Source organism: Candidatus Cloacimonadota bacterium (assembly GCA_019429305.1).
Taxonomy (GTDB): domain Bacteria; phylum Cloacimonadota; class Cloacimonadia; order Cloacimonadales; family JAJBBL01; genus JAHYIR01.
Map to the genome: position 1 here is coordinate 69,347 of JAHYIR010000006.1, position 19,667 is coordinate 89,013.

At 37.0% G+C, this 19,667-nt stretch carries 18 protein-coding genes and 1 tRNA gene; 11 read left to right on the forward strand and 8 right to left on the reverse strand.

Annotated elements, in window-relative coordinates:
• The first annotated feature begins 41 nt into the window (after nucleotides 1-41).
• The 6 genes from K0B81_04420 to K0B81_04445 all read left to right on the forward strand — a co-directional run bounded on the left by K0B81_04420 (nucleotide 42) and on the right by K0B81_04445 (nucleotide 5,501).
• Nucleotides 42-671, forward strand: coding sequence for a PqiC family protein (locus K0B81_04420; protein MBW6515848.1), 630 nt, complete (start codon nucleotides 42-44; stop codon nucleotides 669-671).
• Between the two features lie 80 nt (nucleotides 672-751).
• Nucleotides 752-2,332, forward strand: a complete 1,581-nt coding sequence (locus K0B81_04425; GenBank protein MBW6515849.1) for a hypothetical protein — start codon at nucleotides 752-754, stop codon at nucleotides 2,330-2,332.
• Nucleotides 2,333-2,373: 41 nt separating this feature from the next.
• Entirely contained in the window at nucleotides 2,374-3,489 is a 1,116-nt protein-coding gene (locus K0B81_04430) for an MlaE family lipid ABC transporter permease subunit (GenBank protein ID MBW6515850.1), read from the forward strand.
• A gap of 7 nt (nucleotides 3,490-3,496) precedes the next feature.
• Nucleotides 3,497-4,237 (forward strand): ATP-binding cassette domain-containing protein, encoded by a 741-nt coding sequence (locus K0B81_04435; protein MBW6515851.1) that lies wholly within the window; start codon nucleotides 3,497-3,499, stop codon nucleotides 4,235-4,237.
• Between the two features lie 75 nt (nucleotides 4,238-4,312).
• A complete protein-coding gene (locus tag K0B81_04440; GenBank protein MBW6515852.1) occupies nucleotides 4,313-4,993 on the forward strand; it encodes a zinc metallopeptidase in 681 nt (226 codons plus the stop codon).
• Nucleotides 4,994-5,009: 16 nt separating this feature from the next.
• Nucleotides 5,010-5,501, forward strand: coding sequence for a Mut7-C RNAse domain-containing protein (locus tag K0B81_04445; GenBank protein MBW6515853.1), 492 nt, complete (start codon nucleotides 5,010-5,012; stop codon nucleotides 5,499-5,501).
• 54 nt (nucleotides 5,502-5,555) lie between these two features.
• Here the strand turns inward: K0B81_04445 and K0B81_04450 are convergent, their stop codons facing one another.
• From K0B81_04450 to rpsT, 4 genes are all read right to left on the reverse strand, one after another.
• Entirely contained in the window at nucleotides 5,556-5,726 is a 171-nt protein-coding gene (locus K0B81_04450) for a 4Fe-4S binding protein (protein ID MBW6515854.1), read from the reverse strand.
• 52 nt (nucleotides 5,727-5,778) lie between these two features.
• Nucleotides 5,779-6,534 (reverse strand): TatD family hydrolase, encoded by a 756-nt coding sequence (locus K0B81_04455; protein ID MBW6515855.1) that lies wholly within the window; start codon nucleotides 6,532-6,534, stop codon nucleotides 5,779-5,781.
• A gap of 28 nt (nucleotides 6,535-6,562) precedes the next feature.
• Entirely contained in the window at nucleotides 6,563-7,489 is a 927-nt protein-coding gene (ftsY, locus tag K0B81_04460) for a signal recognition particle-docking protein FtsY (GenBank protein ID MBW6515856.1), read from the reverse strand.
• Nucleotides 7,490-7,642: 153 nt separating this feature from the next.
• A complete protein-coding gene (gene rpsT, locus K0B81_04465) occupies nucleotides 7,643-7,918 on the reverse strand; it encodes a 30S ribosomal protein S20 (protein MBW6515857.1) in 276 nt (91 codons plus the stop codon).
• A gap of 230 nt (nucleotides 7,919-8,148) precedes the next feature.
• Between rpsT and cmk the strand changes: the two genes are divergently transcribed.
• From cmk to K0B81_04490, 5 genes are all read left to right on the forward strand, one after another.
• Nucleotides 8,149-8,811 (forward strand): (d)CMP kinase, encoded by a 663-nt coding sequence (cmk, locus tag K0B81_04470; protein ID MBW6515858.1) that lies wholly within the window; start codon nucleotides 8,149-8,151, stop codon nucleotides 8,809-8,811.
• Between the two features lie 29 nt (nucleotides 8,812-8,840).
• The gene (locus tag K0B81_04475) at nucleotides 8,841-9,407 is read left to right on the forward strand and encodes a 1-acyl-sn-glycerol-3-phosphate acyltransferase (protein ID MBW6515859.1); all 567 of its coding nucleotides are present in this window, start codon (nucleotides 8,841-8,843) and stop codon (nucleotides 9,405-9,407) included.
• On the forward strand, nucleotides 9,397-10,281 hold the full coding sequence (gene ispH, locus K0B81_04480) for a 4-hydroxy-3-methylbut-2-enyl diphosphate reductase (GenBank protein ID MBW6515860.1): 885 nt from the start codon (nucleotides 9,397-9,399) through the stop codon (nucleotides 10,279-10,281). The genes K0B81_04475 and ispH overlap by 11 nt, the downstream gene beginning before the upstream one ends.
• A 327-nt stretch (nucleotides 10,282-10,608) precedes the next feature.
• Nucleotides 10,609-12,783: a 30S ribosomal protein S1 gene (locus K0B81_04485; protein ID MBW6515861.1), complete on the forward strand. Its 2,175-nt coding sequence runs from the start codon at nucleotides 10,609-10,611 to the stop codon at nucleotides 12,781-12,783.
• An 82-nt stretch (nucleotides 12,784-12,865) separates the two neighbouring features.
• On the forward strand, nucleotides 12,866-13,399 hold the full coding sequence (locus K0B81_04490) for a shikimate kinase (protein ID MBW6515862.1): 534 nt from the start codon (nucleotides 12,866-12,868) through the stop codon (nucleotides 13,397-13,399).
• Between the two features lie 253 nt (nucleotides 13,400-13,652).
• On the opposite strand, the gene K0B81_04495 is transcribed toward K0B81_04490, so the two are convergent.
• From K0B81_04495 to dnaG, 4 genes are all read right to left on the reverse strand, one after another.
• Nucleotides 13,653-15,824: an ATP-dependent RecD-like DNA helicase gene (locus tag K0B81_04495; GenBank protein ID MBW6515863.1), complete on the reverse strand. Its 2,172-nt coding sequence runs from the start codon at nucleotides 15,822-15,824 to the stop codon at nucleotides 13,653-13,655.
• A 130-nt stretch (nucleotides 15,825-15,954) separates the two neighbouring features.
• A tRNA-Ile gene (locus K0B81_04500) sits at nucleotides 15,955-16,030 on the reverse strand.
• A 140-nt stretch (nucleotides 16,031-16,170) separates the two neighbouring features.
• Nucleotides 16,171-17,910, reverse strand: coding sequence for an RNA polymerase sigma factor RpoD (gene rpoD, locus K0B81_04505; GenBank protein MBW6515864.1), 1,740 nt, complete (start codon nucleotides 17,908-17,910; stop codon nucleotides 16,171-16,173).
• 9 nt (nucleotides 17,911-17,919) lie between these two features.
• Nucleotides 17,920-19,659, reverse strand: coding sequence for a DNA primase (gene dnaG, locus K0B81_04510; protein MBW6515865.1), 1,740 nt, complete (start codon nucleotides 19,657-19,659; stop codon nucleotides 17,920-17,922).
• Between the last annotated feature and the right edge of the window lie 8 nt (nucleotides 19,660-19,667).

The window sequence follows — 19,667 nt, forward strand, 5'->3', positions numbered from 1 at the left end:
CCCTGAGATAGTGTTTCTTTGGGGACAAGAGGATAAATGATATGAAAGTAAAAATATTATCTCTATTAATATTAATATTAGTAGTTTTAGGTTGTAGTACTAAACGCGTTGAACGAAAATACTACATTATTGATTACAACCCAGTAGCAAAAAATCCGAACCTCATTTTGAGTACACCACTTCCCTATAAAGTTCAGATTCCCGATAGTAGAATATCTAGAGTATATGATCGTACTCAAGTTGTTTTTCGTTATTCTGCTCATCGTATTGAATATTCTGCTAATGATCTTTGGGCGGTTAGGCTTTCCAGCGCTATTCCCGATATTTTGATAAAACACTTTATTCAATACAATATTTTTTCTGTAACACAGCGTGATTTTGTAATTGAACGACCTGATTATGAGGTCATAACTTTTGTGAATAGACTTGAACTATTGAAAAGCGACTATTATAAAGCTATTTATCTTGATATGGATATATTTTTACGTAGAGGATCAGATTTGGTATATCTGGTGAGACATACTTTTCATCGTGAACACGAAGTATATTCAGATGATGTAGAAATATTTGTCCAGAATCTCAGTAGGATTATTAAAGAAGAAACTGATATCTTCATTGAGAAAGTACTGAATCATTTTGAAATTCTAATCCCTGAAAATTCAGAGCGATAATTAATAATAATGTTACCATACACTGGGACAAATCATATCAAAAAAGTGATATCTACAACCCCCAACGAAGGATATTTATTATGTACAATAAAATAAGACTAGTAAATGTTTTGCTTATCTTGAGCATTCTGATCCTTAGTAGTTGCTATTTAACAGCCTTAACGGAAGAACAGTTGAAAACTTGGCTCTTGCCTCCACCACAAGAGCAGTTAGATCGGGAAGCAAAACGAGATTTAGTCGGCTTAGGAAGAGTTTTTTTACCGTCTATGACACATCCCGACTATGAACCATTTTACCTATTGGATAGTACTTTTGATAACAGGCAATATTTTAACAAGATGGGAGAAAGTACTTATCTAAGACCAGGAGATTATATTCTACATTACGGTTCTGGAAATGAAAACCAGATGATGAGAAAAAGAATTACTGTTATCAGAGAACATGTACATATTGTTGAACCCGATTGGGGAGGCTTGAGAGTGAGATTGATTGATGAAAGTAGAAACTCCATCGATATTCAATATGAGCTGTTTGCCATGATTAATGCTGAAAGCTATGGTTTCGGGATTGGAGCTCTGGAGGAGTTTGGTGAGCAACCTCAAACCTGGATATTACAACCGGGCAGATACAAGATAGTCTTGAATAACAAACCATTCAATACTATTGATGATTTTACCACAGTAGACCTGGTTGAGGGAGAATTACGTATTCTTACGGTCGTGGTCAATTCGGAAACCAATTCACTTATCGGAGCAGGTCTTTTAGAGACTGTTGAATATGGGAAAGAAACAAGGAATTTACGATTCACCAGTGCTATCCACGGGAATTTAAGTTTCATGATGGATAATTCAACAGATCGGGAAAAACCAACTATGAACTTAATAGTGACCACCCAGCTGGATAACAGGCTGCTATTTGATTTATACCCCTATTTTTATACAATGAATAATCTGACAGATTTCGGAATAAGTAAAGACAGGGGTTCAATACTACGAGTATCTTCTGATAACTTTCAAATTCGTAATACCTTTGTTTATTACCTATCTCAAGTTATTGGACTTTATAGTAGATTTGATATGGAAACACATTTTTTTCAGCAATATGACTACTTCTTAGAAATGAGAAACATTAGATTAATTGATGACCAGGGTATTATAATAGAGGAGCTCTTTGATAGAGATAAATTCAGGACAACTCCTTCCTTTTTTCCAGTAATGTTTAGAGAAGGTGCCGGATTCACAATCAGACCGTTAAATAGACCCCGCGCTACTTTAAATTTCAGAGCTGGTTTCGGTATGCAGCAGGAAATTATGAATGATGTCTATCGCTTTATAAGGACTGAAGTAGATACACTTGATAATGAAACCGAATACAATGTTTATAAAATTATGGATTCAACTTATAAAGAGGGACTTGAATTATCAATACTGGCAAATCTGTTTACACGCTACAATATCTCATATAATACAACCGTAGATGTTCTTATTCCATTTGATCAAGCAGTTTCAAATACTTATAAATGGGAAAACACCTTAACATTTCGGTTTATCAGACAACTTGCTCTCGACTATAAGATCAATTTTTCATATGACAAGGATAGAAGAGATTACACAGAAATTACCCATAACGTTTTCCTTCGTCTAACCTATTTTATCTATTAATACGATTTTCAATAAAATAGATAAGAGAGCATTAACTCAAGATGAAAGATAAAGTTGAATTGATCATAACAGATAATCACATTAAATTGATTGGAAGAGTATCCAAAGAGACTATTCCCGCTCTCTGGAAACAATTTAAAGAATTAGAAGCTTTAAGTGAGTTACAGGGAGTAGATTTATCAGAAGTCAGCTCTATCGACAGTGCAGGTGTCTTATTTATTGAGGAGTTGGCAAAAAAGATTAAGGGTGAAAGTAGTAAGGTAAGTGATAAACAAGTGGATGATTTGCTTAAAAACTATTCAGAAGAGATAGGTTTTTCTCTCCAAATTTTCGGTCAGAAATCTTTGCCAGAAGTTGCACCCATCACCGCAGTCGGTTTATTTGAAAAATTAGGAGAATCCTACTATTTCATCAGAGATGCTATCTACGAATACCTGATCTTATCAGCGGATGTTTTTTATTGGGCTATAAAAGGATTATGGAAAAAAAAAGGTGCCAGAAAAGGTTCATTGATACAGCAATCAATCATTATCGGTGTTGATTCCCTTCCTATAATTTTCACCCTTTCATTTATTATAGGATTGATTATTGCATTGCAATCCGCTGCTCAGTTAAGAATGTTCGGTGCCAATATTTTTATTGCTGATCTAATCTCTATATCAATGGTCAGGGAAATGGGCCCGATGATGACAGCGATTATACTTGCCGGAAGAAGTGGCTCCTCAATTGCTTCTGAAATTGCTACCATGAAAGTGACTGAGGAGATTGATGCACTGAAAATGATGGCAATTAATCCGATTAGATATGTAGTAGTTCCCAAGTTTTATGCTATGACTATCTGTATGCCGCTTCTTGTAGTTATTTCTATGATAGTGGGGATTTTGGGCGGAATTATTGTTGCAGTAACTTATCTGAATTTAAGTGTTTCTGCCTTTTACACCCAAATGCTGAATGTATTGTTTCTCAAAGATCTTCTAATCAGTTTACTGAAAAGTACTTTCTTTGGCTGGTCAATTGTCATTATAGGAAGTTTTTATGGTTTTCGTGTAGAAGGTGGAGCAGAAGGGGTAGGAAGAGCAACAACCCTTTCAGTAGTAACCTCCATTTTTGCCGTTATCATTATTGATGTTCTGTTTAGTCTTCTATATCTGCAATAATAAAATTATGAAAGAACCAATAATCAAAATCAATAGTCTTACTGCTAAGTATGGTGAGCAAGTGATTTTGGAAGATATCACAGTCGATATTTATCCAGAAGAAATAACTGTAATTCTAGGTCCGAGCGGTTGTGGTAAAACTACTCTCTTGAAGAATATGCTTAGACTACAACAACCATCAGCAGGATATGTAGAAATTTTTGGTCAGAATATAACTGAGATGAATGAAGCGGAATATGAGAGTATGCTGGTAAGGATTGGAGTTCTCTTTCAAGGAGGGGCATTACTGAATTCTATTGACATCTATGAAAACATATCTATCCCTTTAGAGCAACATACAGCTCTTCCCAAAGAGATTATTGATAAGATGATCAGAGTCAAACTGCAGTTAGTCAACCTCAGTGAAGCTCTCCATAAGAAGCCTTCAGAGCTATCGGGAGGTATGAGAAAAAGGGCTGCCTTAGCTCGTGCCATAGTACTCGATCCGGAAATCCTCTTTTGTGATGAACCTTCTGCCGGATTAGATCCCTTGACCAGTGCCTCTTTAGATGAGCTGATACTCGATCTGAAAAAGCAGCTTAAAATGACAGTAGTAGTAGTGACTCATGAATTAGCCAGTATACATCGTATAGCAGATAAGATTATCTTTCTTGATGAAGGAAAGATGCTCTTTACAGGAACTATTGAAGAGGCTAAAAATTCAGGAATTAAAAATGTTACTGAATTCTTTAGAGTAGGGAAGTTTTAAAGGTTCAACACTACGCATATAACAATGAAATTTTGCCCGTATATTTGACGTTATAAAAAGAAAAAAGGAGCAATTATGTTCTTCTTTGATTCTACTATAGTACTATTGATACCGGTGCTTATTCTTGCTTTTTACGCACAAAGCAAAGTCAAGGGTAACTATCAAAAATATAGTCGTTTTCGTAATTCAGCTAATTTACCCGGAGCAGAGATTGCTCGCAGGATTTTGGATCGGCAGGGATTAGCTGATGTCCAAGTAAGAGCTGTTAAGGGAGTTCTAACTGATCATTATGACCCTCGTAAGAAGGTTGTCTCTTTATCCGAAGATGTTTATCACGGTGTATCTATTTCATCAGCCGCTATATCAGCTCACGAAGTAGGTCACGCTATCCAGCACGCTACTAAATATGCCCCTTTGGCAGTGAGAGCAAGTATTCTACCTGTTGCTCAGATCGGTACATCTGCTGCATTTCCTTTATTTATAGTAGGGCTGATCTTTAGTTATACACCTTTAATGGATTTAGGAATTATATTCTTTGCCGGAGCTTTATTGTTCCATGTTGTTACTCTACCTGTAGAATTCAATGCCTCACAGAGAGCATTTGCAGAGTTAAATAACGGAATAATCCATAGCGAACAAGAATCTCAGGGGGTTAAGGCAGTTCTTAATGCAGCAGCTTTGACTTACATTGCAGCAACCCTTATGGCTCTGGTCAATCTTTTAAGGTTGATCCTGATCAGAGGCTCTAGGAGTTGATGAGAAAATCAGATCAATGATGGTTGATGTGAATAATAATCACAAAGTTAAGTTTCTTACAGATAATAATCTCGGTAGATTAGCCAAATGGCTTAGGTTGCTTGGGTATGATACATCATCTTACAAGAAAGTTTCTCTTTTGTCTCTAAGTAATATAGCCAGAAAAGAGGAGCGCATTTTTCTAACCAGCAGTAGAAAAAATGCCGGTCTGAAAATATTTGATAATACTATACTGATTCATTCTTCTAACATATTTGAGCAGTTGCAGGAACTAAACGCCAAGCTGAACTTGAATTTTGAAAACGCTTTTACCAGATGCAACCTTTGCAATCAGCTATTAAGAAAAATTGATAAAGAAAAGGTAGTAAGCTTGGTTCCTGATTATGTTTATCAGACTTCCGATCACTTTGAGATTTGTCGAAATTGTGGCCGAATTTATTGGGAAGGGACACACAATCAAGCAATTTTAGATAAGTTTAAAGAGATATTTATTACAAGAGATGAATAAAAAAAGACCGGTATAGGAAAGTACCGGTCTTAATAGTGTTAAATGCCGAAAGTATTATATTTCGATAGCTTCGACCGGACAAGCAGAAATACAATTTCCACAATCAATACAAGTATCGGGATCAACTACTGCTTTATCATTTTCCATCCTTAAAGCATTTACCGGGCATGTGTCGATACAAGCACTACAACCTATACAGGTCTCTGCACTAATAGTTACTGCCATAACAAGCCTCCTTTTCCATTCTGTTTACAACAAACAAAACAGGTATTTTTGTTCAAGTTTTTTTTAAAAAGAAATCGCAGGCATTTTGATGAACGATCTTACCGATCTCCAGAGGAGAAATTCTGCGTATTTCTGATAACTTCTCAACGACATATCTGAGTGATGAAGGATCATTTCTTTTACCTCTCATTTGCTGAGGAGATAAGAAAGGTGAGTCGGTTTCGATCATCATCTTATTGAGTGGAATTTGACGTATTATCTCAGAATACCTGTTATTAGGATAGGTTATAGTACAGGTAAAAGAGATCAGCCAGCCCAGTTCCCAGATCTGTTCTGCCATACTCAGATTACCGGAATAGCAATGAAATACTACTTTCTGAGGAGAATGTTTTTTCAGCAGTTCCAGACAGTCTTGATGAGCATCACGATTATGAATTATTAATGGGAGTTGTAGTTCGTTAGCAATTATTATCTGAGCTTCGAATACTTCTTTTTGAACTTTCTGCGGGCTAAGATTACGGTAATAATCGAGTCCCACTTCTCCTAAAGCAACTATTCGAGGATGAGATAAAAACTCTCTCAGCTTCTGTTCATTATATTTAGTTGCTTCATGAGGATGATAGCCAGCAGCAGCATAAAACTGCGGATACCTTTCAGCTAATTTAATGCTTTCTCGGGAGGTTTCTTCATCTATTCCAACATTGATGAAGTGATCCACTCCCGCTTTAAGGCATTTATCAATCGTTTGCTCACGATCCTTATCATAGTTTTTAAAATCCAAATGGCAATGCGTTTCAAAATATTTCATATTTCTTTCCTAAGGGTCTGTTTCTTGTTTAACTAAAAAGAGCTTCCACAAATTCCTTGCTGTCAAAATCACGCAGATCTTCTATTTTTTCACCAACGCCAATTAATTTTACTGGAATATCTAACTGATGTTTTATTCCGATTACAATACCACCTTTAGCAGTCCCGTCAAGTTTAGTCAGCACCAAGCCAGTCAATTGGGTAACTTCATTAAATAGTTTCGTTTGGCTGATAGCATTTTGCCCAGTTGAGGCATCGACTACTAAGAGGGTTTCATGTGGAGCTTCGGGCATAACTTTTTTTATTGTACGGTTCATCTTGCTCAACTCATTCATTAGATTGACTTTATTATGAAATCTCCCTGCAGTATCGATCATAACAACATCAATTTTCTTATTCAGCGCTGAGGTTAATCCGTCATATATCACTGCTGAGGGATCTGAACCACTTTGCTGTTTTAAAAGGGTTACTCCTGCCCGTTCTGCCCATATCTCAAGTTGCTCGATCGCCGCTGCTCTAAAAGTATCTCCAGCAACAAGCATTACGCTTTTTCCCTGATTACGGTACCTATTGGCTAATTTTCCGATAGTAGTTGTTTTCCCGACACCATTTACTCCAACAAAGAGTAAGACATAAGGTAATTTGTCGGGCATTGTTAGTGCTATATTCTCTCCTGCATAATCTTTCTGCAACATATCAATAATTATCTCACGAAGGGCTGAAAGAACAGAAGAGCTTTCAGTTAGTTTCTCTATGCGGATTTTTTCGCGCAATTTATCTATTATATAACTTGAGACATCGATACCAATATCAGCTTCGATTAGTATTTCTTCCAGTTCATCCATCAGATCTTCGTCAATCTTAGTGCGGATGTGGATAGCTTCAGCAATCTTGGCTACAAAACCACTTCTTGTTTTTGCCAATTTCAAACGCAGATTCTCTATTATACTCTTCATAGTTATTCCTATAAAAGAAAAAGACGGATATGCTCCCTATGATTAATATCCGTCTGACTGCAAATTTTTCTTTGTTTCTTTTCTACAATGATTATTACGATGGCCTTCGTTCAACTATTCTTACAATGATGAAAAATCATTACCTAAAAGCGTCTAAGCTTCAGTAGTAAGCTGAAGCTTCTCTTTGTTTAGGTAACTTGAAATACGAGATTTACGACGAGACGCTGTTCTTTTATGAATGACACCCTTTTTGGCTGCTTTATCAAGCTGAGAATAAACTGAATGTAATAATTTTTCTTTTTCTTCAAGAGTGATGTCACTTCTCATTTTCTTGGACAGAGACTTTATGGTCTTCTTGACATAGTTATTGCGTGCCTGTCTTTTTTTATCTTGTCTTAATCTCTTTTCACATTGTTTGGTATTCGGCATTCGTCCTCCGACATTTTATTTTAGTGACTACCTGTTACTTAACCCCTTTTTTTGTCAATGGATTTGTTTTAAGATAGCAAGATTAGTTTCCGATTTGATCATTGTTTAGTAGCATAAAATGCTCTCAAATGCCTTTTAGAGGCACTTTTATCAAGATAGGTAAAAATCTATTGACTCTTTAACATTAATAAAGAACAATACAAACAATATTAATTTTCGTGTTGGTCTAAATGATAAGAGGTTACATAATAGCTATCGACGGTCCTGCTGCTTCCGGGAAAAGCACTACAGCTAAGATTTTAGCTCGTAAATTAGGTTATACTTATATCGATACTGGTGCGATGTATCGCGCAGTTGCCTTTAAAATAATCGAGTCAGGAATTGATTTTCAGGATACCGATCAATTGGATAAATTACTTGCTGAGATTGACATCTGCTTCAAACACATCAACGAAGAGCAGCGGATATTTCTTGATAACAAAGATGTTTCAACAAGAATAAGAGAGCAGGATATCACGAAATTATCTTCAGAGATCGCAGTAATTGGAGCAGTAAGAGAACGAATGGTAGCAATGCAGCGTGAGATGGGCAGATCGGGTGGAATTGTTATGGATGGCAGGGATATCGGGACAGTAGTTTTTCCTGATGCCGACTTCAAGTTTTTTGTAACTGCATCAGTAAGAACGAGGGCTATTAGACGCTGGAAAGAAATTGGCGATAACAGTATAGCTCTTGAAGAGATAGAAAAAGACCTGATCTGGAGAGACCAGAACGATAGTAACAGAGAGATTGCACCTTTGAGGAAAGCTGAGGATGCAATAGAGGTGGATACAACCAACATGTCCATAACCGAACAAGTCAACTATATTATGAAATTCTTAGAGCAGCGATAATGAGATATGTTTATAGATTAAACACGATAATGTTCAAAATAATTATGAAAACTGTAGGCAACTACAGAATTGTTCATAAAGAAAGATTAGCTGATTGGAATACTTGTATCATTGCTGCTAATCACATCTCATATTTTGATCCACCCTTCATAGGCTCTATTTTACCGCAGGAGATATACTATCTTGCAAAATATGAACTCTTTAAAAACCCTATTTTTGGGAGTATCCTGAGATTTGTAAATTCGATACCGGTAAAACGGGGTGTCTTTGATAGGAAAACTATTGATCGTTTGAAGGAGCTTTTAAGTCAGAACAAATCAATTCTCATATTTCCCGAAGGGAGTAGAAAATCTTTTACAGCCAAACCCGGAATAGGAATTTTAGTGCATGAGATGAAAGTCCCTATATTACCAATACATATTGAAAATTCCAATAACATAAAAGACTGCTTAATAAGAAAAAAGAGAATCAGTATCTATATCGGAGAAAGGATAGAACCGGAAAAATATGATGATTTGCCGGCAGAAAAAAAAACATATCGTCAGATTGCTGATGATATCTTAAAGACAATCAACAGGTTGCCTTATGACAGTTAAATTAGCTAAAAATTCGGGTTTTTGTTTCGGAGTGAAACGTGCGATCAATATGGCGGAAGAAGCGTCAGCCAAATATTCCGAAATAGTTACCCTTGGTCCGATTATCCACAATCCCCAAATGGTCGAAAGATTGAAAGAAAAGGGTATTATACCGATTGAATCTATAGATGATGTTGATCTTAAACCAGTTATTATACGTTCTCATGGTATCACTAAAGAGTTAAGAGAAAAATTGGATTCTTGTGGACTACTAATTATAGATGCAACCTGTCCGTATGTAGCCAGTAGCCAGCAATATGTAACTCAGCTCAGCAACGAGGGTTTTCCCATTATCATAGTAGGCAATAAAGATCACCCGGAGGTGATTGCTTTGAAATCCTATGTCAATGGAGAAGCTTATATTGTTTTAAATCCAGCTGATATACCAAAAAAGCGATTCAATAAACTGGCTGTAATTAGCCAAACTACACAGAGTATCGAAAATTTACAGAGTATAGTTAACACACTAATTCCATTTACCAAAGAGTTGCGGCTTATCAATACAATTTGTAATGCAACTAGCGTAAGACAAGATTCAACTTTTTTATTAGCCCAAGAAAGTGATTTGATGATTGTAATAGGTGGTAAAAATAGTTCCAACACAAGAATGTTATATCAAATTTGTCAAAATATCGTAGAAACCTTTCTGATAGAGACTTCTGAGGAATTCGATTGTAGCTGGTTAGAAAAAAAAGTAAACATCGGCTTGACAGCAGGAGCATCTACACCAGATTGGATAATTGTCGAAGTATATAATAAAATTATGAAATGTCTCGGGAATCATAAACACTTAATTGACTGTGTAGAAAAGATTTCCGGTTATAAGGAGGAATGAATGCATTTCAATAATCAAACCGAAGAAAAAGTGGATAACAAAGAAGCAGTATCAGATGATGTTGTTGTCCGAAAGATCGAAAATGAAACAGAAGATGGTAACGATCAAAATCAAGAAGAGACTTATGTAAAGGAACAGACTACTGAGTTAGAGGAGTCTGTTGGTGAAGAAACTGCCCCAAAGGCAAAAGAAGAAAAACCTGAAGTAGAAACAGAAGAAGCTGAGAAAAAGACGGAAGATTCTGAAGAAGAATTAGTAGAGGAAGCACAGCCTCCGGTTTTAGCAACTGAAGAGGAAACTGAACAGCAGCCTGAACCGCAAGAACAAATGGTCGAAGAACCTAAAGAACTCGAACAGGAAAAACAAGAGACTGAAGAAACTGCTACAACCCCTATCTCAGAGGAAATAACTGAAATTGAAACAAAAGAGGAAGTGCCAATCAGTGAAGAACCTCAAGATGATCAGAAACCTGAAGAAAAGCCGACGAAAAAAGCAAGTATTCCGATAGTACCTGAAACACCGGAAAGTGCCGCATTAGCCAAGGAAATGGCTCAATATGAAGAGACATTCCGTGACTATAAACCGGGAGAGATCATTGAAGGTATAATAGTAGGATTTAATGATAAAGAGGTTTTGGTTGATATCAGTTATAAATCTGAAGGCTCAATTCCTATTAGCGATTTTAGCGGTGCCGAAGAGATTAAACTTAACTCCAAGATCAAGGTCTATATCAATAAAATCGAGAATAGTGAAGGAAAGGTATCACTATCTAAAAAGATAGCGGATTTTCACTTAGCACTCGATGATTTGAAAGAGACTTACAAGAACAATCAAACGGTTACCGGTGTAATACGTCAGAGAGTTAAAGGAGGAATGATTGCAGAGATTAAAGGTCTGACTGCTTTCCTTCCCGGTTCTCAAATATCAATCAAACCGATTCCCAATCTCGACCAATTTATTGGCAAAGAGGTCAAATTCAGGATCATAAATATAGATGAACAGAAAAAGAATATTATCGTCTCTCGTAAGAAAGTTCTCGAAGAGGAACAGGAAGAGAAGATCGAAAAATTGCGAGATAAGATAAAAATCGGAGCAGAACTAGATGGTGAAGTAAAGAATATCACCGATTACGGTGCCTTCATCGATTTAGGTGGGATAGACGGTCTGCTTCATATTACTGATATGTCATGGGGACACATTAGCCATCCTTCAGAAATGCTTAATATCAGCGACAAAGTTAAGGTTAAAGTCATTGGTTATGAAGAAGAAGAGGCAAGGGTCTCTCTCGGGCTAAAACAATTAGTACCACATCCTTGGGAAAATGTTGAACTGAAATACGAAGAGGGAACTAAGGTTACAGGTAAAGTAGTAAATGTAACCCCTTACGGTGCCTTTGTTGAACTTGAACCGGGAGTTGAAGGATTGGTACATATCTCCGAAATGTCTTGGACAAAGAAGATTACTAATCCAAGACAGCTCCTGAATGTTGGTGATACAGTTAACGCTATAGTTTTATCTGTTTCCAAAGATGATCAAAAAATTTCTCTTGGTATGAAGCAAATGGAACCCAATCCGTGGTTAGTTATAGATGAAAGATACCCTGTTGGCAGTTTGATAAAAGGAAAGATCAAGAGTCTGACATCTTTTGGTGCTTTTGTCGAGATTGAAGAGGATATTGATGGATTGATCCATATATCTGATGTTTCTTGGACAAAACGTATCTATCACCCAAAAGAGGTTTTAAAGAAAGGACAAGAGGTCGAAACAGTTGTTCTTTCTGTTGATAAACACTTACACAGAATTGCTCTCGGTATGAAACAATTGCTTCCCGATCCCTGGGAAGAATTGGATCAAAAACTGCCTATCAACACGGAAGTTACCGGTGTTATCACTAAGATCATTCCTAAAGGTGTACTGGTAGATATTGATGTCGATGGAACACCAATCGAAGGATTTGTGCCGATCTCTCATCTCGCTATTCCTCGCTTAGATAGACCGGAAATGGCTTTTAACTTGGGTGATGAAATACCAATGAAAGTAATCGAACTCGATATGGAAAACAGACGCTTGATTCTTAGTATTAAAGCCTACTTCTTCTCCAAGGAGAGAGAAGCATTGCAGGAATTTCTTAAGATGCACGAACCTGAGATGCGTCAGCAAATGAAGAAAGAAGAAGAGGAAGAGCACGCCGAAGAATCTTCAGATGTTCATGAGCAAGAACCTCCGGTTGAAGAAGAACATGATGAATCAACAGAAGAAGTCGAAATATCAGATGAAGAACAGGACAACGAACAATCCGAAGAACCGGAAACAACTGAAGATTCTGTGATGGAAGAAGCTGCTGCACTGGAAACTGATGAAGAAGAAGAGAAACCCAAGGAAATGGAAGAGATCGAGGTGGAAGTTACTGAACCTCCGACATCAGAAGAAGTTGAGCAAGAAGAGGAAGTAGCAGCTCTCGAACAGGATTCACCTGAAAAACCGGTAGAACCTGAGAAATAAAGAACAGATAATTGATAAGATAATTAATCATAACCCAGCAGACGGCTCATTATTTGCCGTCTGCTTCTTTTTTAGGTCACCGATGATGATAAAGGAAATTGCTTTTCTAACCAATAAAATAAAAGGGTCTCACAAAACCATCATATTGATCGGTTTTATGGGTTCAGGAAAATCAACTTTAGGAAAAGAACTGTCCAATATATTAGCATTGCCCTTTTGCGAAACAGATTCTCAGGTAGAAAAGAATACCGGAATATCTATCTCTCAGATATTTGAGTTAAAGGGAGAAGATTATTTCCGTGGCTACGAAAGAGAAGTTCTTTTAAGTATTCCAAAATCATCAGTCATCTCTACCGGTGGTGGAATAGTTGAAGATTATGAGAATCGTCAATTTTTAAAAGGCATTACCAACATTGTTATCTGGCTTGATCTTGATTGGGAAGTTATTCTGAGAAGAATAGAGTATACTGACCGACCGAAAGTAGTTGCTTTAAATCCTCAAAAACTACATGAACTCTGGTTCAAGCGCCGACCTCTTTATCAAGAGTGTGCGGATATAACCTATAGAGGTAATTCTGTAGCAGAACTGATTGACTTAATTGGCAGCATTTTTTAGATTATCCTTTTCTTATCTCAATTAAGCACATCCATCTTAATACCAGCAGTAAGTATTGCTGTCCAATAACCATTAGAACAAAGATTAACCCGAATCATACCATTAGGCATCTATATAGTCGGATATATCCGACTATATAGTTTCCTAAGGATAAAAGATAGATATATTATTATCATTTAGTGAATTAGAGAGGGGGTAGTCATAATTTTATAAATTTATAACTAATGATTTGATCGGGTAAGAGATGCTGATTTTATTTGAGAAGTTCTTTGAGCATCGTATTTCTTTGGACGATTTTATTATTTCTCAGAGCAGTATCAATGGCTTGTTGGCTTCCTACAATAACAACGAGGTTCTTAGCTCGACTGATGGCTGTATATAAGAGATTTCTTTGCAGCATGATGTAGTGCTGCATCAAGAGGGGTATAACCACGACAGGAAACTCAGATCCCTGAGATTTATGGATACTAATAGCATAAGAATGGGTTATCTGATCCAGTTCAAAAAATTCGTATTCGACTATTCTTTTATCAAAAGATATCTGAACTTTTTGCAGTTCCTTATCAATAGCAGCAATAATTCCTAAATCACCATTAAAGACCTCTTTGTCGTAGTTATTTCTTAGCTGCATTACTCGATCTTTGATACGATAACTTCTCTCACCTATAGTTAATTCTATCTCATCATCACGATACGGATTAAGAGCTGCTTGTAATCTCTTATTGAGCTCGGTAATACCGATTTCACCTTTATGCATAGGTGCCAGAACCTGTGTCTGAGACATCGGATCAAAACCGAATTTTTGTGGTATTTTTTCTGTTACAAGCTGATGGACAATTTCAATTGTCTTACTGGGATCATCGGTGCTAAAGAGAAAAAAGTCCCCATTGTTTTTAGCAAAGATTGGTCTCAATCCCTGCCTGATAAGATGAGCATTAGTTATTATCAAACTCTCACTATGCTGACGGAAAATCTGATCGAGTCGCACTACTTGCAGAGAACCGGATGCTATTAGGTCATTGAGTACAAAACCGGCACCAACGCTCGGTAATTGATCAACATCTCCGATAAAAACAAGATGAGTATCTCTGCTAATCGCTTTGAGCAGGTAGTTCAGCATAATGATGTCCAGCATGGAGGTTTCATCAACTATTATCATAGCTGCATCTAAAGGATTTCCTTCATTACGGCGAAACTTAAGACCATCCTGCCAAGAAAACTCTAATAGCCGGTGAATTGTTTGAGCAGGAAACCCTGTAACTTCACTTAATCTTTTTGCTGCTCTTCCGGTGGGTGCAGCTAAAATGAATTCTAGTTTTTTTGCTTGTAAGGCACTTGTTAACGCAGCTGTGATGGTACTCTTACCTGTCCCCGGACCTCCGGTAAGAACAGTGATCTTATTTGTCAGGCATGCTTTGATCGCCTGCTGTTGCATCGGTGTATAATCGATCTTTTTGTTATTTTTCAGCCAAGCAAAAACTTTCTGCCACTCGACATTCTTAAACAAACCGAGCTGACTCGCGTTATTGTTCGTTATCTCCTTGATCTTTATCGCTGCATTTCTTTCTGCATGATAAAATAACGGATGATAAATTGCTTCCTTGTCGGTTAACAAGATTTCTTTAGTTAGCATCAGATGGAGTTCTTTTGCAACAAATTCTCTATTTAGATCGAGTAGTTCTTCTGTTCGTTTGATAAGTTGTTCTTTTTTAGCAAAGCAGTGACCCTCTTCGGAGAATTGGTAGAGAATGTATTTTATACCGGCTTGAATTCTATAATCGGCTGATTTATCGATTCCGAGATTTCGAGCGATCTGATCGGCAGTCTTAAACCCGACCCCGTAGATATCTTCGGTTAACTTATAAGGATTGTTTTGCAACACTTGAAATGAATCTTCACCGTAAGTTCTAAAGATCTTGAGAGCTAGATAAGTTTTTATATTATACTTCTGAAGAAAGAGCATTACGTTCTTTATGCCTTTTTGTTCTATCCAACCATTTTCTATCAATTCTCGCTTAGCTTTACCAATCCCTTCGATCTTTTCCAGTTCCTGTGGACTATTCTCTATGATATCTAAAGATTTTTCTCCGAACTCCTGTACGATCTTGAGAGCTGTTTTAGGACCGATACCTTTGATGAGACCATTGCTGAGAAATTTTGCTATACCCTCTTTGGTAACAGGTTGTTCAACCTGATATGTGAGAATTTGAAACTGCTGTCCATATTCGGGATGAAGGATCCAGTTGCCTTTCATGATGAGCTTTTCACCGATATTGACTCCGATGAGGTTACCGGTGGCAACAATTTTACTAAAACCGTCAGTAGGTTTGATATGTACTACCGAATAGCCGTTCTCTTCATTACGGTAAACAATATGTTCAAGAATTCCTATTATTTCATCTTCATATTGTTTGGTATCTCTCATTATCCTACCCGACTTATTTGCATATCAAAACTATTTCATGAAGGAGAGAGGGTTAATGTCAAGCATTGTTTCGTGTAATTATGAATAAAATGTAAGCAACTATTGTCCTTAAATATGATTGAATAAAAAGTGGTGGGCCCAAGAGGAGTCGAACCTCTGACCGCCCGGTTATGAGCCGGGAGCTCTACCAACTGAGCTATAGGCCCTAAGAAGTTTTACCAAGAATGCAATCGGAGAAGATGCTTTTTTTGTCAAGCATAAACAGTCTATTTTTAGCAGGATGCAATCTTCAAGAAGAGTGCAGTTCATAGATGTTGGAACATTACTCTCGATTATAAATAACTACTTATTTGATATTGTAGTTGTTGATTATCTTCATGAAACCTTCACTTCGTGTCGGATGTTTCAGCTTCTTGAGAGCTTTGTCTTCAATCTGTCGGATACGCTCTCTGGTAACATTAAAGATATTTCCCACCTCTTCCAAAGTTCTATGATAACCGTCATCGATACCGAAACGTAATCTGATCACTCTCTCTTCACGGGGGGTAAGAGTTTTTAGTACATCATCAACGACCTTACTGAGAATTGACCGTTCAGCCATTCGCTCCGGGGAGATAGTGCTTTTATCTTCAATAAAATCGCCTAATATACTATCTTCACTATCACTTCCGATGGGTTTATCTAAAGATACAGGTTCTTTGGAAATAGCCATGATGCTCTTTATCTTATCAATAGGCATATCGAGAGCTTCTGATAGTTCTTCGGGGTAAGGTTCACGGCCGAGTTTCTGCATCAATCTTCTACTCATACGGTTTAGTTTGTTGATCGATTCGATCATATGAACAGGAATTCTGATAGTTCTTGCCTGGTCTGCGATAGCTCGTGTAATTGCCTGTCTTATCCACCAAGTAGCATAGGTACTGAATTTATAACCTTTTCGATAGTCATATTTATCTACTGCCTTCATCAATCCGGTGTTTCCTTCCTGAATCAGATCAAGGAAATCGAGACCTCTATTATTATATCTCTTAGCTATGCTAACAACCAATCGGACATTTGCTTCGATCAGGTCATTCTGAGCACGCTCTTTCATTCTCGAACCTCTTTCGATCTCATCGAGGATGAAGATCATCTCGTTGGCGGTAAGCCGTGTCTCGAGCTCTACTCTGCGGATCTTTCTCTTAGCATTTTTGATCTTTCTCAGGGTCTCAATAAAGATATTAGGATCAACTCCAGTCTCTTTTTGTACCTCTTCCATCTCTTCGTCTGATTTCTTAGCCCGTCTTCCATATGTACAGATCTCATCAATAGAAAATTTTCTGATACGGGAGAGATTGGTGATCGATTTTAAACTCTCTTTTATCCTACCGACCAAGCTGCGCATACGATAGACCATTCTTTTGATCAATTTATCATTGAAGGTACTACTAAAGAGGATCTCTCTTATTTTTTCACGGTATTCATCGAGCTGTAATTGTAAATCTGGAGGAATTTCCAGTTCTGTATCGATGTTGTCGATAATTTTACCGATCTGTTCGAAGAGGTCATCTACCTCCTTTAGCATAGTATCGAAATCATCAACGAGTTTTTGTTCTTGTGCCTTTTCTAAACAGGTTCCGTATTCTATCTTAAAAATCTGATCAATACGAACTCTCTTCTCTTTATAACGGTGATAGAAATTATGCAATTCTCTCAGCGTACTACCGGAAATAAAGATGTTCTGATTGATCATTTTCTGGGCACTTTCAATTTTCTTAGCCAGACGAATTTCGCCCTCTCTGTCTAATAAGGGTACTCTTCCCATTTCACGGAGATACATTCTGACCGGATCATCATAATACCTTTTGTTTTTGAATTTCTTGATCTCAATTTCTTTTTTAGCACCGGCAGAACTGCGGGAAAATCTTTTTTGAGTTTCATCAACGATCTCGATTCCCTGCTCATTGATATCGTTGATCAGATCATCTATCCTTTCCAAAAATAATGGGCTGATTGGTATAACATCATTGATCTGTTTATATGTCAGAGTTTGGTTTTCTTTACCTAAAGCTATAAGTTTTTCTAAACACTCTTTATAACTTAACATTAACACTCCTTACATTCTATTTTTATGTACAACCTTACGTGAAGTATTGCGTATCTTTTCCAGCAGCTCTTTCTTTCTGGTCATTGCCGAAAAACTATCATGTCCAGAAACAATTGTATTATCTATTTCTCTTAATTCATTTTGGTATTTTCGGATCTTCAGATCATTTATTACCTCCTTATAAGGTACAGGAGGTATATCAACCAGAGATAACTCACTAATAATCTTTACCAGCATGGCATCCTTTTCCTCAAAATTTACTAAAATAGATGCAACTTTATCATTATCTATAATATAATCAAATGACTGCAAGGTTTCAAAAACTTTTTTATAATCATCATTAAAAAAGTATCCGGAGTCAATTTCACTAAGCTCCTCGATATCTTCGATCATTCCGTTTATCAGAAGAATTAAAAAGTTTTTTTCTTCCATGAACTTGAAATTTGCAGTTCGGGTAAGATTAGTTGACTGCACTTTCTTGTTTGATCTTCTACTCTTTCTAATTCTTTGAGTTAGCGAAGGGAGGGATAGATTAAAAACTCTTGCTATCTCTTTTACAAAGAGTTCTCTATTCAAAAGATCACTGAATTGGTTGGCGATTTCCAGCAAAGTTTCTAATTTCTCTTTTATCTCAAGTCCTAAATCTGTATTCTTGTGAAGATATTCTATCATTGGATCTGCATTATCGATCAACACCTTTAAATCCTCACGACTGTGCTTCTTCAAGAAACTATCCGCATCTTCTCCATCGGGTAAAGTAACGATCTTAGGAAAAGCACCGGTAAGAATTATACTCTCAGCAGCTTTTAGGGCTGCCTTTTTACCTGCGAGATCTCCATCATATAAGAGATAAATATTTTTTGAATATCGGATCAATGACTTAACCTGTTCTTCAGTAAATGCGGTTCCCAAAGTAGCGACGGAATTGATAAAACCATTTTCATAAAGCCGGAGAAAGTCTGTATATCCTTCAGTTACCAGGGCATAGTTGAGTTTTCTGATCTCGTTTTTGGTCAGATAAAATCCATAAAGCTCTTTGCCTTTGGTGTATAATTCAGTAGTTGGCGAGTTAATATACTTGCCACCCTGCTGGTCAGCATGTACAACACGGGCACCGAAAGCTACAACACTACCGTTTGCCGAATGAATAGGGAATATTATTCTCTCGCGGAAAAGATCGACCATCCCTCTCTGAGTCTTGACAAAGAGACCGGAGTTTTCCAGGATCTGCTTATTTATATTACTTTTCACAAGATGATTGTATAGTCCAGAGGTACTGTTAAGAGCATAACCAATCTCGAATTTATTGATAGTTGACTTGGATATTCCTCTCTCTTCCAAATTTGTTAATACCACATCTCCAAATCTATGCAGATTATCCTCATAATGGTCTTTTGCCAATTCATAAACTTTCAGTAAAAGGTCTTGCCGGGTCTGTTTTTTTGTTTCTACCTTGTCTTGCTTCTGGAGTTTGATACCTGCCTTTATAGCTAATTTTTGTAATGCTTCAAAGAAAGAGATATTTTCGATCTCTTTCACAAAATGGATAACGTTACCACCCTTCCCGCAACCAAAGCATTTAAAGATCTGTTTTTTATCACTTACAATAAAAGATGGTGTTTTTTCATCATGAAAAGGACAACAAGCTTTATAGTTCGTACCTGTTCTTTTAAGAGGAAGATACTGTTCTACAACTGAGACAATGTCATTACCTTCGATAATCTGGTCTATGATTCGTTGATCCAACATTATGTGTT